Raw genomic sequence first — 15,665 nt, forward strand, 5'->3', positions numbered from 1 at the left:
CGCTCTTGCTCGGATCGGCAAGGCGCATGAGTTCGGGAAACAGGAAAGCGTCGCCCAGCCCCTTCGCCCAATGCACGAAGCCGATCTCATCGAGAAAGTCGTTGAGAACGAAGAAGTTCGTGCTCGCATTCGTTTTGTATGGGACACGCTTCCAGACGCCGTTGATCTGCGTGATCCCGGATGTCTGCGCCACGTGAACGCCGTGATACTTCTCGCGGAAGTCGTGACCTTTCAGGTGAATGAGCAGGCCGAGACGTCGTCCGGTCAAGTGCCCGAGCAGTGGAAGCAAGGCATTGTCGAGAAGCCCGCTCTCAACCCCGACCTTGAAGATCGCGGAAATCTTTTCCGCGCTCAGAGGCTCGGCCGAAACGGGAGGCGCCGCCGTGTTCGGCCACCAGACCCGAACATACGTGAACGGGTTGTTGTAGCCGAGCGTCGCGACCTTGTAACCGATCATCGTCTTGACGATGCTGACATAGCCCTCCTGAAGCGCCTTGCGCGCCAGCGGCTTGGCGTGGAGATCGCGGTTGCGGTCGATGATCTCGCGCGCCGTCAAGTGCTTTGGACGTTCCGCGACGCTGGCGGGCCAGAAGGTCAGGAGACTGATATAGGCCTGAAGGTCGGACCCGTCATATGTGTCGACGGGATGGTCTCCGATCAGCTCGATGAAGAGGTCCCGCCGAAAGCGGGCTGTCTTGAGATCCTTGTTCTTACCCCCGGAAGCATCCTCCCGGGCCGCCAGATAGTCGTCCGAGACTTCGCTGAAAAGCGGCATCGTCGAGGCCGGACGCTGCACGAAGCGGCGATCAAGCTTGAATGCAGGGATCTTCTGTCCATGCTCGTCCAGCGGTTCCTGCATTGGTGAGGGCGTCGACAAGCCCTGCCGAGCGTCGGTCATCGTTTGCGGAGCGGCTGCCGCCGGAGTTTCAATCGCCTGAGCGGCAGCTTGAGGCGCCATCACAGGAGCTGGCTTCGCATCTGCGGACTTGATCGCGTCTGCGGACGTCGCCGTCGCCATGAACTTGTCGACGTACTTTTCTTTCAGAATATCCGCACTGTCGACAATCAGCGGATTGCCTTCGGAGCCTTTGGCGATCTCGCGCGCGATGGCGACAAGCCCGCGCATTCCCTCGAACGAAGCTTCTTCTTCCGGGCTCGGGCGGGGAGCCTCGCCAGCGATGAAGGAATGATACGCCTTCAGCCATCCCCGCATCTCGACCAGCGCCTCTTCCGAGGTTTCTCCTGAGAAGGTCGGCGTCCTGTCCTCCACTGGCCCGCCGTCCTCATCTTTGCTTCCAGCCAATCGTCTGCCTCTCAGTTCATCGAACCGCCCCCGTGCGTGAGCTGCAAGGAGGTCGGCTTTGCGCCGTGCCTCGCGCGCCGAACAGGCGCCGAGACTGATACGGATCGGCGGCCTCGAGCGACCGCCACCAAGATCCTTCGGAAGGCGGACCTGAAAGAGATAGATCGTCCCGGACCGGACGAGAAAAGGACCCGCCCCGCGTCGATTGACGTCCGATTCGGTCCGCTTCGGTGACCCCCCACGCGATACACGGCACGATACACCGGACGATACACCAGCCAAAACCGACATTCCCACACTCCCAAAACGGGTGTGTCGATCGGGTCGAATGCGTGAATAAGCGGGATTTTAAATGGCGGAGAGTGGAAAATCCATGGCGGAGAGGGGGGGATTCGAACCCCCGATACGCTATTAACGTATGCCGCATTTCGAGTGCGGTGCATTCGACCACTCTGCCACCTCTCCACGAGGTTCCCGCATGGGCGGGTTCGCAACGCTCGGATGGCCGGCGTCGTCTTGCCGGATTGCCGAGGATGCAGGTCGTGCGCTTCGGTTGGAAGCGCGCCGGCTCCTTACCAAGATGATGGGGCGGATGACAAGTGGAGAGGTTCGCCAATGGCGTGTTTTTCGGATCGCCGTGTCGGAGGCACGAAATCTGCCGGACGCTTCGCGGCGTCCTGCCGTCGGAGCCGGCGGCGAAGTGCTTTGCGAAAGGCCGGAGACAGTTGGCTTTCGGCGCCATTCTTCGGACGAAGCGGCCTCGGCTTTCACATCAAAGAAGAAGCCTCGGCGTACACATCGAAATGGGGGCTTCAACTCAAGATGTGGTCTTCAACCGCTCTCCGCCGACGGCATCGGGAGACAGAGAGCATAGGATCGAAAACTGGTCCCGGTTTTCGGACCATCCGTCACGTCAGCGGAAAGCCGGACGCTCGGACCCATCACCTGAATTGAGTCCGTGGCTCGCAAGAACCGGGCGGACCCAGGCACCCTCGTCAGGATATGAGCGGGAGCCAGAGCCAGAGCGCCATCAGCGTCAGGATGAGGACCGGCGGGGTGAGGACCACGCCCACCTTCACATACTGTCCCCAGCTGATGCGCTGGCCCTTTCCGGCGAGAACGTGAAGCCAGAGAAGGGTCGCGAGCGAGCCGATGGGCGTGAATTTCGGGCCGAGATCGTTGCCGACGACATTCGCGTAGATCATCAGATCGCGCGTCATCGGGGCGACGTCTACCCTGTCGATGGCGAGCGCGCCGACGAGTGTCGCCGGCAGATTGTTCATGATCGAGGCAAGCGCGGCGACGACGACGCCGGTTCCGACGGTCGCAGCAAGGTCTCCCTCGGCGGCAAGCCAGGAAAGGACGCTGGATGCGATCTCGGTCAGTCCCGCATTTCCGAGGCCGTAGACCACCAGATACATGCCGATCGAGAAGAGGACGATCTGCCAGGGAGCGTCGGCGAGAACCCGTTTGAGATCCACCACCGCGCCTCGGCCGCCGGACCACCAGCGCCCCGCGACCGCAAGGAGCAGGACCGCCGCCGCGCCCGTGACGAAGGCGATGGGCAGGCCGAGTTGGCCGGTCACGAAATAGGCGACGAGAAGAAGGGCGAGCAGGGGAAAGGCCGCGCGGAAAACCGCGTGGTCCGCGATGGCCGAACGGGGCTCTTCGAGGCGCTCCAACGGATAGGAGACCGGGATATCCTTGCGGAAGCAGAGCCAGAGAACGCCGATCGTCGCGATCACCGAGACGAAATTGACCGGTACCATCACCGCCGCATAGCGATCGAACGAGACGCCGAAGAAGTTCGCCGTGACGATGTTCACGAGGTTCGAGACGACGAGGGGCAGGCTCGCCGTGTCTGCGACGAAGCCGCAGGCGATGGTGAAAGCGAACGCACCTGCGGCCGGGACCTCAAGCCTCAGGAGGATGGCGAGAACGATGGGCGTAAGAAGAAGGGCCGCGCCGTCATTGGCGAAGAAGGCGGCGATCACGGCGCCGAGCAGGATGATCAGGGGAAAGAGACGATGGCCCCTGCCCTTGCCCCAGCGGATGACGTGCAGCGCTGCCCATGAGAAGAAGCCCGCCTCGTCGAGGATCAGCGAGATGACGATGAGGGCGACGAAGGTGAAGGTCGCATCCCAGACGATGTGCCAGACCGTTCCGACATCGCCCCAGTCGACCACGCCGGTTGCGAGCGCGACGGCCGCCCCGGCGAGCGCCGACCATCCGATGCCGAGGCCCTTCGGCTGCCAGATGACGAAGACGAGGGTGACGATGAAGATGGCAAGAGCGAGCATGGTCGTCCGAAAGCTGACAGGCGGGGATGAAGGGGGTCAGAGCGAGCGCTGGTTCACGCGTTCGGACAGGGCGGTGGCATCCTCGGCGCGTTCGGAATAACGGTCCGTCAGATAGTCGCCGCGACCGCGCATCAGCCATGTGAACTTCACGAGTTCCTCGCAGACATCGACGACACGGGCATAATAGGCGGAGGGTTTCATGCGCCCCGCCTCGTCGAATTCCAGAAACGCCTTCGCGACCGAGGACTGGTTCGGAATCGTGACCATGCGCATCCAGCGGCCAAGGATGCGCATCTGGTTGACGGCATTGAACGATTGAGAACCGCCGGAGACCTCCATCACCGCGAGCGTCTTGCCCTGTGTCGGGCGCTTGGCGCCGAGGGCGAGCGGGATCCAGTCGATCTGCGCCTTCATGATGCCCGTCATCGCGCCGTGGCGCTCGGGACTGACCCAGACCATGCCTTCCGACCAGTCCGCCAGATCGCGCAGTTCGCTCACCTTCGGATGGTCCGGCTCGGCGCCATCGGGAAGCGGCAGGCCGGTCGGGTCGAACGTCCGGACCTCGCAGCCGAACCATGCGAGGAGGCGGCCCGCTTCCTCGGACAGGAGGCGCGAATAGGACCTCTCGCGGATCGAGCCGTAGAGAACGAGAATGCGGGGCGCATGCATCGGGCTGCCCGGCGCGGCAAGGGCTGCAGCATCGATCGGGCGCAGAGCTTCGTCCATCGCGCTCGGCAGGTCGGCCGGCGAACCGGACGTCATGTCGCCGACGCCGCGGAGACGTGTTCGCCGTCTTCCTTGGTGAAGGAGGCGACTGGATTGTCGAGAAGCGCAAGCACTCTCTCCGATGGCCGGCAGAGAGCTGCGCCCTTTTCGGTGACGACGATCGGCCGATTGATGAGGATCGGATGGGCGATCATCGCATCGAGAAGGTCGTCGCCGGACAGGCTCTCGTCGCCGAGGCCGAGTTCGGCATAGGGCGTCCCCTTCTCGCGCAGGAGATCGCGGGGCCGGATGCCCATCAGGCCGACGAGTTCCACGAGCCGCTCCCGGCTCGGAGGGGTCTTCAGATATTCCACGATCTCCGGCTCCTCTCCGGACAGGCGGATCATCTCGAGCGCGTTGCGGGACGTGCCGCAGGCGGGGTTGTGGTAGATCTGGATGCTCATGAAGAGACCTTCGGTTGGCAGATGCTCGTCAAATCGCCGAGCCCCGCACAGATTTCCGGCTTTCCGCCGCAGCAATCCTCGGTGAGGAAGGCGAGAAGCGCGCGCATTTCCTCGTAGTTCGCCGAGTAGAGAATGCGGCGCCCATCGCGTGAGGAACGCAGCAGCCCTGCCCGCTCCAAAGCCGCGAGGTGAAAGCTCGTGCGGGTTGCGGGAATGGCGAGCGCCTCGGCGATCTCGCCGGATGGCATGCCGCCGGGTCCCGCGCGCACGAGCATGCGAAAGGCCGCCAGGCGATCGGCATGGGCAAGGGCGGCAAGGGCGGTCACGGCACGGTCGTCGATCATTCATACGATATTGCAAATATAGTCGCATAATGCAAACGAAGCGGCGACATGGTGGAGCTTGCCGGCCGAGCGACGCCGACCACCGGACAAGACCGGAAGCGGCATTGCGATTATTCGTCAGAGACTTAGTGCCGGATCTTCATCGAACTCGTCACGCATGCGCGTGCCGGCAGAACACCGCCGCGACTACGCCCGTCGGGCCGCGTCGGCTTCGACGCCATAAGCCAGAGCGATGACGTTTTCCTGACTGCGAACATGGTCGCGCATCACCGAGAAGAGGCTTGCGGCATCGCGCTCGCGCAGGAAGCGCAGCATGGCTTCATGTTCGCCGACCGCCCTCTTCCACTGCTCGTCCGTCTTGTTCGAGGAGTAGCGGGCGACCTGGATGCGTCCCGAGAGCGAATGATAGATGCGCTGAAGCGTCGTATTGCCGGACAGGCGGACGATCGCATCGTGGATCTGGCGGTTTCGGTCGAAATAGCCGGCCTTGTCTCCCGCCTTCCAGGCGTCGAGCATCGCATCGTGGAGGCGTTGAAGCTCTTCGATATCCGCATCGTTGACGAGCGCGCAGGCCCGCTCGCCGGCCGTCGCCTCCAGTATGGCGATGATCTCGAGCATCTCGACGAGCTCGGCCCGATCGATCAGGCGCACGCGCGGACCGTAATTGGGCAGGATCTCGAGGAGATCCTCCGCCGCCAGCATCTTGATCGCCTCGCGCATGGGCGTGCGCGAAATGCCGAAGGAGACCGCGAGATCGCCCTCGTTGATGCGATCTCCGGGCTTGAAGGCGCCGGAGCGGATCATCTCGCGCAACCGCGTCGCGGCCGTATCGTGCAGATAGTTCCGGCGGATCGTCTGGCCCGTCCGCAGGCTGCCCGTGCCCTCCTTGCCTTCGATCGTCGCCATTCTCGGTCCCGTTCTGCTCATTCTCTCAACTCCTTCGGGACGGCGCGAGACCTGCCCCGGCACCGATCGGACGCAACCGCCGCGAATCGATGCCGCGACGACCTGCGATAGCATGTGCATGCGTGCTGGCGAAGCGACCGTTCCGGCGCGCCAAAGCGGCTTAGCACACTCTTCGAAGGCCGGCTCGGTTCTGTTCCGCGACCCATTCGACGGGTCCGATGCGACCTTTCCCTCGACCCACGCCTCCTCTCCTCGCACTGGGCCCGCAGAAGGCTTGCAACCTTACGAACCGCCGGTTGACTCGCCGCATATTTTATACATTATAAAGTTTGAAGGCCGTCGTAAATCGCGGGGGTTCGAATGCCGATCACCGGATGTGTCCGGGAATCGGCGAGCGGATCGCCGCCGGCCGAAAGGGCGTATTGGGAGATACGCCTTCGAGAGGGGGGAGCGTTCTCGAGCGCCGTCCCCATCCATCGCGGCCTCGCCCGCCATCCGGCGACAAGGGCGAGATACCGCATCGGGATCTACAGGGAGGAACTCCATGAAATTCGGTGGCATTCTCGCGATCGGTCTGACGATCGCTCTCGGCACGACGTCGGCGGCCCTCGCCCAGACGGAAGTCAAATTCGGCCATGTGGGCGAGCCCGGCTCGCTCTTCGCGCTCAGCGCCGAAGAGTTCGCCGAGAAGGCGAACGAGAAGCTCGGCGACAAGGCGAAGGTCGTCGTCTACGGGTCGAGCCAGCTCGGCAACGACAATGCAATGCTGCAGAAGCTGAAGCTCGGCACGGTCGATCTCGCTTTGCCCTCCTCCGTCATGTCCTCGCAGATCCCGATCTTCGGCCTGTTCGACATGCCTTATCTCGTGAACGACCGCGAGCACATGGCGAAGATCCGCGACGAGGTGGTGATGCCCGAAATGGCACCTGTCGCCGAAGAGTCGGGCTTCAAGGTCCTCGGCGTCTGGGAGAACGGCTTCCGGCAGATCACCAACAATCGCCATCCGATCGTGAAGCCAGAGGATCTGAAGGGCATCAAGCTGCGCACGCCGAGCGGCGAATGGCGCGTGAAGATGTTCGAGGCCTATGGCGCGACCCCGAGCCCGATGGCCTTTTCGGAGGTGTTCGTCGCTCTGCAGACCGGCGTAATGGACGGGCAGGAAAACCCTTACGCCCAGATCTATCCCTCGCGTCTCTACGAGGTGCAGGACTACCTGTCGAAGAGCAATCACGTCTACACGCCGGCCTATGTCACGGCGGGACGCAGCTTCGGCCGCCTCGACCCCGAGGTTCAGCAGATCCTGACGGAAACCGCCGTGGAGATGCAGGATCGGGTCTACGAGATCGCCGCCCAGCTCGACGAGGAGCTTCTGCAGAAGCTGATCGATGCGGGCATGCAGGTCAACGAGGTCGACCGCGAGGCCTTCATCGAGGCCAGCAAGCCGATCTACGAGCAGTTCGCTTCCTCGGTCGAAGGCTCGCAGGCCATGATCGACAAGGCCCAGTCTCTCGCAGGGCAGTAAGCGCGGACCCGTCACGGGCATCCGCCGCCGAGCGGGTGCCCGTGAGCGCATTGATCCTGGATCGATCCCGCAAGGGGCCGGACCGGACGCAGACGATAGTCTTCCCCTTCTCGCATCTCGTTCCGCACCGTTGGCGCAGTGTCGCCCATCGGCTCGATCCCGCTTGTCCTGCGGGAGGGGCAAGCGGAACGCGGCGCTTCGATCGCTCCATCACACTTGGATAACTCCATGCAATCGCTTCAACTGGTCAGACGCTCCTATCAGCGCCTGCTCGAAGCCATCACCGGCCTCATCGTGGCGGCACTGACCGTCCTGATCATCGCCGGGACGGTCTTTCGCTACATGGACGCTTCGCTCTCCTGGTATGACGAGGTGGCCTCGGTCGGCCTCGTCTGGATGACCTATTTCGGCAGCGCGCTCGCGGCCGCGAAGGGCGCGCATATCGGCTTCCCCGGCCTCGTCAACGCGCTGCCGCAGAACCTGAGGGTCGCCTCGGTCATCCTCGCGGAACTCTGCGTCTTCGGCTTCTTCATCCTTCTCGCCTATGCCGGCTGGGAAGTGCTCGTCATCCTCGACGGAATGACGATGACCTCGCTGCCCTCGGTATCGGTGCAGATCACCCAGGGCATCATTCCGCTCGGCGCGGTCCTCTTCATGATCGCGGAAGCCATGCGCACCCCCGAGATGATCGAGGACGCGCGGCGCGGCAATTTCATGGATCACGAATTGAAAGAGGCGCTCGGCGGCCATGTGGACGAGGTCCAGCAGCCGAGCGGCGCCGAGCCCGTGTCCACCGACGCGCGCCATGGCAAGGACAAGGGAACGGGAGGCATCTCATGACCATTGGTTACATGCTCATCGGCATGTTCGCGCTTGCCCTTCTGAACGTCCCGATCGCGGTGGCGCTCGGCATCGTCGCGATCGTCGCGATCGTGGCCGTCCAGGGTGCGGACATGCTGCCCAACATGGCTCTCACCATGTATGAGGGAGCCTCGAGCTTCCCGCTTCTGGCGATCCCGCTCTTCGTCCTCGCCGGCTCGATCATGAACGCCTCTTCCATCTCGAAGAGGCTCGTCGCCTTCGCCTCCGCCCTCGTCGGCTTCGTTCGCGGCGGCCTCTCCTTCGTGGTGATCGGCGCCTCGATGTTCTTCGCCGAGATCTCCGGCTCCGCCGTCGCGGGCGTCGCAGCGCTTGGTTCGATCCTCATCCCGGCCATGCGTCGCAAGGGGTATTCGAAGGAATTCTCGGCCGCCATCTGCTCGTCGGCATCGAGCCTGGCGATCATCCTGCCGCCGTCGATCCCGATGATCCTCTACGCGGTCATGGCGCAGCAATCGGTGGTGAAGATGTTCGTCGCGGGTTTCGGCCCGGGCATCGTCGGCGCGATCTGCCTCGCGGTCGCCGCCTACGTGCAGGCGCGTCGCTACAACTTCCCCATTGAGGAACGCTTCGAGATCTCCAATGTCTGGCTCCGCTTCAAGGAAGCCGGCTGGGCCCTGATGCTTCCGGTCATCATCCTCGGCGGCATCTTCGGCGGCATCGTCACAGCCACCGAGGGCGCGGCACTCGCGGTCGTGGCGGCCCTCTTCATCTCGATCGTCGTCTACCGCGAATTCGATATCGGCTCGCTCTACAAGGCGCTGGTCGACAGCGGCCTGCAGACGGCCGTTGTGATGCTTCTCGTCGCCGCCTCCTACCTCATCGGCGGCTTCCTCACCGAGGCGCAGGTGCCGCAGAAGCTCGCCATGAGCATCGCCAGCGTCACGGACAACAAGTATCTCATCCTCCTGATGCTGAACATCGCCTTCCTGCTTCTCGGCATGTTCCTGCATTCGGCGGCCGCGATCATCCTCGTGGTTCCGATCGTGATGCCGATCGTTCTGGCCGCCGGCATCGATCCGGTCCATTTCGGCCTCGTCGTGACGCTGAACCTTGCCATCGGGCAGCAGACGCCGCCGGTCGCATCGGTTCTCATCGCGGCCTGTTCGATCGCGAAATCGGACATCTGGGAGACGACCAAGGTCAACCTGCCGTTCATCGCCGCGCTGCTCGCGCTGCTCCTGATCTGCACCTACCTGCCCGGGATCTCCCTCTTCCTGGTCCACATCTTCTACTGATCCGAACACTCACGGCACGGCCTCTCCGAGAAGGAGCGGTCGTGCCGGCGAGCTTTCGAAAGGACGACATATCCATGAATGCGGACAGCGACCGCCTCCCCCTCGAAGGCATCCGCGTGATCGATGTCAGCCAGGTCATGGCCGGCCCCTTCGCCTGCATGCTCCTCGGGGATCTGGGGGCCGACGTCATCAAGGTGGAGCCGCCGACGGGCGATCAGACCCGCAGTTCCATGGGCTTCAAGCTTCAGGGCGACGACAGCCTCGGCTTCATCAACCTCAATCGCAACAAGCGTTCGATCGTCCTCGACCTGAAGGCCGAGGAGGACCGTAACGTCTTCTTCGAACTCTCCAAGACAGCCGACGTCATCATCGAGAACTATCGGCCGGGCGTCATGAAGAAGCTCGGCATCGACTACGACGCGATCTCAAAGATCAATCCGAAGATCATCTACGCCTCGATCTCCGGCTTCGGGCAGACCGGCCCCTGGTGGAAGCGGCCGGGCTTCGACCTGATGGCCCAGGCCGCCTCCGGCGTCATGTCGATCACCGGTCATCCCGACAGCCCGCCGGCGAAATCCGGCGCCCCGCTCGCCGATATCGGATGCGCGCTCTTCACCGTCTACGCCGTTCTCAGTGCCTTCATCGGCCGGGAGAAAAGCGGCAAGGGCCAGTATATCGACGCATCGCTCTACGAGGCGGGCCTGTCCTTCGCGATCTGGGACATCTGCAACTACTGGGGAACGGGCACGATCCCCGAACGGACCGGCACCGCGAACCAGATGGCCGCGCCCTATCAGGCCGTCCGCGCCAAGGACGGCTATTTCGTGCTCGGGGCCAACAACGACCGCATGTTCGCCAAGCTCTGCGACCTGCTCGATCGCTCCGATCTCGTCGATCATCCCGACTACTCGACCAATGCACTACGCCTGAAGAACCGGATCGCGCTGATCGAGGAGCTCGAAACCGTTCTCCTGACGCGCACCCGCGAAGACTGGGTGGAGACGCTGCTCGCCGCCGGCATTCCGGCCGGATCGATCCAGGACTATTCCGAAGCGCTCGGCAATCCCCATGCCGAAGCGCGCGAGATGGTGATGCCGATCGATCATCCGGTCGAGGGCCGGGTCAACAATATCGGGTTCCCGGTCAAGCTGCGCGGCACCCCGCAGCAGGTGCGCAGGCATCCCCCGCTTCTCAACGAACACCGCGACGAAATCCTCGCCGAACTCGGTCTCGGCCCCAGCGGGAAGGAGGCGAACAATGTCCGAAGCGCGTGACGTGAAGAGCGAGAGCGAGCGGCGCGGCGAGGTCCACCTCGACTATCGCGGCGACGTCGCCCATGTGACGTTCGCGCGGCCGAAGGCCCGCAATGCCATGACCTTCCACATGTATGGACGGCTCGCCGAGATCTGCGACGAGCTGGAGGCGCGCGAGGACCTGAAGGCGATCGTGTTCAGAGGCGCGGAAGGCACCTTCGTCGCAGGAACCGACATTTCGGAATTCACCGCGTTCAAGAGTGGCCGCGACGGGCTCGACTACGAAAAGCGCATCGATGCGACGATCGCTCGGATCGAGAGCCTGCCCGCACCGACGCTCGCCGTCGTGGAAGGCGCGGCGGTCGGTGGCGGGCTCGCAATGGCGGCTGCCTGCGATATCCGCATCACGACGCCGGATGCGCGGTTCGGCGTGCCGATCGCGCAGACCCTCGGCAATTGCCTCTCGGCCGGCAATCTCGCACGGCTCGAACGGGTGCTCGGCCTCGCCCAGGCCAAGGCGCTGCTTCTCCTCTCCCAGATGATGGACGGCGAACGCGCCTATCAGATCGGCTTTGCCTCGTTCCTCGCCTCCAGGGAGGAGATCGATGGGGTGGTCGAGAAGCAGCTCGGCAAGCTGACGAGCGCCGCCCCGCTCACCATCGCCGCGAGCCGGGCCCTGTTCCTGCGCCTCAAGGCGACACCGCCCGAAGATGCGGACTGGATCGAGCGCGTCTATGGCAGCGCCGATTTCGCGGAAGGCGTCGACGCGTTTCTCGCCAAGCGCAAACCCGCTTGGAAGGGCCGGTAGCGGCAGCGCGAGGCAACTTCAGGCAGGGTCCCGGCTCCGCCCTCAGGCGAATTCGCCAGCCGAGGCGGCGGTCCGGGCCTCGCTGCCCTTTCGCTTTGCCTCCCGCCCCTCGCGTATCGAGCGCAGCTTGTTCATCAGATGGGCGCGCATCGTGCGGCCGAGGCCTTCCGGATCGCGGCGCTTCAGTGCGGCGCTCATCGCCTCGTGCTCCTCGATCGCCTCGCGCCAGCGGATCTCCGACAGATTGGCCTGATAGCGCGCGCGAAAGATCCGGCGCGCGATGAGGCCGTGCTGGCGGATGAGCGACCGGTTGCCGGACGCCTCCAGCAATCCGTCGTGGATCGCCTGGTTGGTCTCGAAATAGACGAGGCGGTCCCGGCTCTCGAAACTGCGGCGCAGGGCATCCGTGCGCTCGGTGATCTCTCCGATCATCGCCTCGTCCGCACGCAAGGCCGCAAGTTCGCCGGCCAAGCCCTCGAGGGCTGCCAGAATGGGAAACAGCTCGTCGATCTCTGCCTCGTCGTCCTCGGCGACGACGGCCCCGCGATTTGGAACGAGGGCGACATAGCCCTCGTGGGCGAGGATTTTGATCGCTTCGCGCAAGGGCGTGCGGGAGACGCCGAAGAGTTCGGTCAGGCGGCGCTCCGGCACCTTCTTTCCCGCCTCGAGCTCGCCTTCGAGGATCATCTCGCGCATACGCTCGACGAGCTCCGACGAAAGAGACGGTCTGGCGACCGCCTCGATGGCATAGTCCTCACCTCTTTGCGTCATCGCCGCCCTTCGCACTCTCGTTCCCGGCGAGAGCATCGGCTAGAATCTGCGCCACGTGAAGAGCCTTGCGCCCGGCCCCGTCCGCGATCTGGTGCCGGCACGACGTTCCGTCGGCCGCGATGATCGCGTCCTGCGGGGCCGCCCGCACCGCCGGAAGCAGCGACAACTCACCCATGGCCTTCGACACCTCGATCGTCTCGGCATCGTAGCCGAAGGCACCGGCCATGCCGCAACAGGAGGATTCGATCACTTCGAGATCGAGCCCCGGAACGAGGCGAAGGGCCTTCTCGACGGCCGGCATCGCCCCGAAACTCTTCTGGTGACAATGGCCGTGCAGCTTCACGGTGCGCGCGAGGCCATCGAAGGGAAGCGAGAGACGACCGGCCTCGGCCTCCGAAGCCAGGAACTCCTCGAGAAGGAACGAGCGCACGGCGAGCCGTTCTGCATCCTTGCCCGGAAGGAGCGCCGGAAACTCGTCCCGGAAGCTCAGAATGCAGGAGGGCTCGAGCCCGACGACGACGTGGCCGGCCTCGAGAAGAGGCGTCAGCGCTTCGAGCGTCGCCTTGGCCTCCCGGCGCGCCTCGTCGATCATTCCGGTGGCGAGATAGGTCCGTCCGCAGCAGAGCGGGCGGCGACTGTTCGGCGAGCGCGCGGTCCTCACCGCATATCCCGTATGCGAGAGCACCTTCACCGCGGCACGCAGGATGTCCGGCTCGAAATAGCGATCGAAGGTATCGGCGAAGAGGACGATACCGGCCGGCGCCTCACCGCCTGGCTCGGGATGCCGGCCCCGTTCGGCGCCGCGCATGGGCGCCGGAGAGCCGGCCATGCGCGTGTCGGCTCCGGCGCCCTCGGGGTTGAGGGCGATCGCATCGTCCGGCGCATCGCCGGCGAGGACATCGATCGTCGTATCCTTTCGAGGGGCGCGACCGCCCGTGCGGACGGCCTGCGGAACATCGCCCTCGCCATCGCGGAACCAGTCGCGACGGAAGGCCGGCAGGGTGCGCTCGGCGGCAAAGCCGAGCAGCTTTTCCGAAAGTCCGGCAAGACCCGGAAGCTTCTCGCGCAGGGACAAAAGCGACCCCATCCCGGCGGCCGTACGCGCATAGCGGGGAAGGCCGGCGATCATCCGGTCCTTCAGGGAATATCCCTTGGATTTCGCCCGCTGATGGAGCACTTCGGACTTCATCTTCGCCATGTCGACGCCGGTCGGGCATTCGCGCCGGCAGGCCTTGCAGGAGACGCAGAGCTTCAGCGTCTCGGCCATCTCGTCGGAGAGGAGCGCGTCCTCGCCGAGCTGGCCCGAAAGCGCGAGCCGCAGCGTGTTCGCCCGGCCGCGCGTCACGTCCCGCTCGTTGCGGGTCACCCGGTAACTCGGGCACATGACGCCGCCGACGGCCTTGCGGCAGGCCCCGTTGTTGTTGCACATCTCGACGGCGCCCTGAAGCCCGCCGGCAGCGCCCGGCCAGGCCGACCAGTCGAAGGCCGTCTGGAAATCCTCCACCCGGTAGCCAGGCGGATAACGCATCAGCGTGCGGTCATCCATCTTCGGTGCGGCGACGATCTTGCCGGGATTGAGACGGTTTTCGGGGTCGAAGCCGCTCTTCACCTCCTCGAAGGCGCGCGCGAGACGCGAGCCGAACATCGCCTCGTGAAATTCGGAACGGACGATCCCGTCGCCGTGCTCGCCCGAATGGGAGCCCTTGTATTCGCGCACGAGTGCGAAGGCCTCCTCGGCGATCGCACGCATGGTAGCGACGTCCTTTTCGAGCTTCACGTTGAGCACCGGGCGCACATGAAGGCAGCCTTCGGATGCGTGGGCATACCACGTGCCCCGCGTCCCGTGCTTCTCGAAGATCGCCGTCAGCCGGTCCGTATAATCGGCCAGATGCGGCAGGGGCACGGCGCAATCCTCCACGAAGGAGACCGGTTTGCCCTCCTCCTTCATGGACATCATGATGTTGAGGCCGGCCGCCCGCATCTCCGCGATCGCCGATTGGAGTTTCGCGTCGCGCACCGGCACGACACCGCCGCGATCCGTCCGCCCCGGCGTGAACGCATAGCCGAGATCGCCCATCACCTCCGTCAGCCGCGCGATCGAACGCTCGTTGTCCTCGGGCGTATCGGCGAATTCCACGAAGAGGATCGCCGCAGGCTCCCCTTCCACGAAGGCATCGAGCGTCGGAACGAACATGTCGATCTTTCCGGCGAGCGAGATCAGCGTCGAATCGATGAGCTCGACCGAGGTCGGCCCCAGAGGCACGATGTATTGCGCGGCGTCCATGGCGGCGCGGAAGGTGGGGAAGTGGCAGGCGCCGAGGATCTTGTGCTTGGACGGCAGCGGCGACAGCTTGATCTCGATCGCCGTCGAGATCCCGAGCGTTCCCTCCGATCCGACGAGGAGGTGGGCGAGATTGATCGGCTCGCCGCCATCGAGAAGCGCATCGAGATTGTAGCCGCCGACACGCCGCTGCACGCCCGGGAAGCGCGAGGCGATCTCGGCGCGTTCGCGTTCGGCGAGAGCGAGCATGGAGGCGACGAGATCGGCCGGCGGCTGCTCCCGCCCGTTTCCATGGCCGCTCGCCTGACGAATTTCGCGAAAGTCGCAGCGCGTGCCGTCGGCGAGGATCGCATCGATCGCGACGACATTGTCGCGCATCGTGCCGTAGCGCAGCGAGCGCGATCCGCAGGAATTGTTGCCGGCCATGCCCCCGATGGTCGCCCGCGAGGCGGTGGAGACGTCCACCGGAAACCAGAGGCCGTGCGGCTTCAGGAGGCGGTTGAGATCGTCGAGCACGATGCCCGGCTCCACCACCGCCCGCCTGCCGGCCACGTCGAGTTCGAGGATGCGGTTCATATGACGCGAGGTATCGATGATGACGCCGGAATTGACGGTCTGGCCGCACTGGGAGGTGCCGCCGCCGCGCATGGTGATGGGCAGACCCTCGAGGCGCGCGGCGTCCATCGAGGCGAGGATGTCGTCGGCGCCCCGCGCGACGACCACGGCCGCCGGCATGATCTGGTAGATCGAGGCGTCGGTGGCGTAGCGGCCGCGCGAAAACCGGTCCGTGAGCACGTCTCCGGCCACGTTGCGCTTCAACCGCTGTCCCAATGCCGAGTGGATCGTCTCGCCCATCGAATGTTCTCCCCCGCCAGTCCCGAAGCCCGAACG

13 protein-coding genes and 1 tRNA gene are annotated in these 15,665 nt (G+C 64.6%); 5 read left to right on the forward strand and 9 right to left on the reverse strand.

Translation table 11 applies throughout. The features are described from left to right. From DYI37_RS15765 to DYI37_RS15795, 7 genes are all read right to left on the reverse strand, one after another. The coding region (locus DYI37_RS15765) for a DUF6538 domain-containing protein (RefSeq protein ID WP_342634949.1) at positions 1-1,594 on the reverse strand (1,594 nt) is incomplete at its 3' end. A gap of 83 nt (positions 1,595-1,677) precedes the next feature. After that, a tRNA-Ser gene (locus DYI37_RS15770) sits at positions 1,678-1,768 on the reverse strand. A 530-nt stretch (positions 1,769-2,298) separates the two neighbouring features. Beyond that, a complete protein-coding gene (locus tag DYI37_RS15775) occupies positions 2,299-3,603 on the reverse strand; it encodes an arsenic transporter (RefSeq protein WP_116684239.1) in 1,305 nt (434 codons plus the stop codon). 36 nt (positions 3,604-3,639) lie between these two features. Then, positions 3,640-4,365, reverse strand: coding sequence for an arsenical resistance protein ArsH (arsH, locus tag DYI37_RS15780; RefSeq protein ID WP_116684240.1), 726 nt, complete (start codon positions 4,363-4,365; stop codon positions 3,640-3,642). After that, entirely contained in the window at positions 4,362-4,772 is a 411-nt protein-coding gene (arsC, locus tag DYI37_RS15785; protein WP_116684241.1) for an arsenate reductase (glutaredoxin), read from the reverse strand. The genes arsH and arsC overlap by 4 nt, the downstream gene beginning before the upstream one ends. Next, positions 4,769-5,116: an ArsR/SmtB family transcription factor gene (locus DYI37_RS15790; protein ID WP_116684242.1), complete on the reverse strand. Its 348-nt coding sequence runs from the start codon at positions 5,114-5,116 to the stop codon at positions 4,769-4,771. Before DYI37_RS15790 ends, arsC begins: the two co-directional genes overlap by 4 nt. Before the next feature lie 186 nt (positions 5,117-5,302). After that, complete coding sequence (locus DYI37_RS15795; RefSeq protein WP_425365057.1) at positions 5,303-6,043, reverse strand: GntR family transcriptional regulator; 741 nt, start codon at positions 6,041-6,043, stop codon at positions 5,303-5,305. 523 nt (positions 6,044-6,566) lie between these two features. Here DYI37_RS15795 and DYI37_RS15800 point away from each other — a divergent pair. From DYI37_RS15800 to DYI37_RS15820, 5 genes are all read left to right on the forward strand, one after another. Beyond that, positions 6,567-7,544, forward strand: a complete 978-nt coding sequence (locus tag DYI37_RS15800; RefSeq protein WP_116684244.1) for a TRAP transporter substrate-binding protein — start codon at positions 6,567-6,569, stop codon at positions 7,542-7,544. A 228-nt stretch (positions 7,545-7,772) separates the two neighbouring features. After that, entirely contained in the window at positions 7,773-8,384 is a 612-nt protein-coding gene (locus DYI37_RS15805; protein ID WP_116684245.1) for a TRAP transporter small permease, read from the forward strand. After that, on the forward strand, positions 8,381-9,661 hold the full coding sequence (locus DYI37_RS15810) for a TRAP transporter large permease (RefSeq protein WP_199520180.1): 1,281 nt from the start codon (positions 8,381-8,383) through the stop codon (positions 9,659-9,661). Before DYI37_RS15805 ends, DYI37_RS15810 begins: the two co-directional genes overlap by 4 nt. A gap of 74 nt (positions 9,662-9,735) precedes the next feature. After that, entirely contained in the window at positions 9,736-10,935 is a 1,200-nt protein-coding gene (locus DYI37_RS15815; protein WP_116684246.1) for a CaiB/BaiF CoA transferase family protein, read from the forward strand. After that, on the forward strand, positions 10,919-11,722 hold the full coding sequence (locus tag DYI37_RS15820) for an enoyl-CoA hydratase (RefSeq protein ID WP_116684247.1): 804 nt from the start codon (positions 10,919-10,921) through the stop codon (positions 11,720-11,722). Before DYI37_RS15815 ends, DYI37_RS15820 begins: the two co-directional genes overlap by 17 nt. A gap of 42 nt (positions 11,723-11,764) precedes the next feature. Here the strand turns inward: DYI37_RS15820 and DYI37_RS15825 are convergent, their stop codons facing one another. Both DYI37_RS15825 and DYI37_RS15830 read right to left on the reverse strand, forming a co-directional pair. Then, entirely contained in the window at positions 11,765-12,493 is a 729-nt protein-coding gene (locus DYI37_RS15825; protein ID WP_116684248.1) for a GntR family transcriptional regulator, read from the reverse strand. Continuing rightward, complete coding sequence (locus DYI37_RS15830; RefSeq protein ID WP_116684249.1) at positions 12,477-15,629, reverse strand: FAD-binding and (Fe-S)-binding domain-containing protein; 3,153 nt, start codon at positions 15,627-15,629, stop codon at positions 12,477-12,479. The genes DYI37_RS15825 and DYI37_RS15830 overlap by 17 nt, the downstream gene beginning before the upstream one ends. Positions 15,630-15,665: the final 36 nt, after the last annotated feature.

Origin of the sequence: Fulvimarina endophytica (assembly GCF_003403015.1) — a bacterium.
GTDB classification, from domain to species: Bacteria; Pseudomonadota; Alphaproteobacteria; order Rhizobiales; family Rhizobiaceae; genus Fulvimarina; species Fulvimarina endophytica.

What these genes read in the sequence shown, in the direction of transcription:
- arsH (WP_116684240.1), bottom strand. Translation starts at nt 4,365, where the DNA reads ATGACGTCCGGTTCGCCGGCCGACCTGCCGAGCGCGATGGACGAAGCT.
- DYI37_RS15810 (WP_199520180.1), top strand. Translation starts at nt 8,381, where the DNA reads ATGACCATTGGTTACATGCTCATCGGCATGTTCGCGCTTGCCCTTCTG.
- DYI37_RS15805 (WP_116684245.1), top strand. Translation starts at nt 7,773, where the DNA reads ATGCAATCGCTTCAACTGGTCAGACGCTCCTATCAGCGCCTGCTCGAA.
- DYI37_RS15820 (WP_116684247.1), top strand. Translation starts at nt 10,919, where the DNA reads ATGTCCGAAGCGCGTGACGTGAAGAGCGAGAGCGAGCGGCGCGGCGAG.
- DYI37_RS15815 (WP_116684246.1), top strand. Translation starts at nt 9,736, where the DNA reads ATGAATGCGGACAGCGACCGCCTCCCCCTCGAAGGCATCCGCGTGATC.
- DYI37_RS15790 (WP_116684242.1), bottom strand. Translation starts at nt 5,116, where the DNA reads ATGATCGACGACCGTGCCGTGACCGCCCTTGCCGCCCTTGCCCATGCC.
- arsC (WP_116684241.1), bottom strand. Translation starts at nt 4,772, where the DNA reads ATGAGCATCCAGATCTACCACAACCCCGCCTGCGGCACGTCCCGCAAC.
- DYI37_RS15825 (WP_116684248.1), bottom strand. Translation starts at nt 12,493, where the DNA reads ATGACGCAAAGAGGTGAGGACTATGCCATCGAGGCGGTCGCCAGACCG.
- DYI37_RS15800 (WP_116684244.1), top strand. Translation starts at nt 6,567, where the DNA reads ATGAAATTCGGTGGCATTCTCGCGATCGGTCTGACGATCGCTCTCGGC.
- DYI37_RS15830 (WP_116684249.1), bottom strand. Translation starts at nt 15,629, where the DNA reads ATGGGCGAGACGATCCACTCGGCATTGGGACAGCGGTTGAAGCGCAAC.
- DYI37_RS15795 (WP_425365057.1), bottom strand. Translation starts at nt 6,043, where the DNA reads ATGAGCAGAACGGGACCGAGAATGGCGACGATCGAAGGCAAGGAGGGC.
- DYI37_RS15775 (WP_116684239.1), bottom strand. Translation starts at nt 3,603, where the DNA reads ATGCTCGCTCTTGCCATCTTCATCGTCACCCTCGTCTTCGTCATCTGG.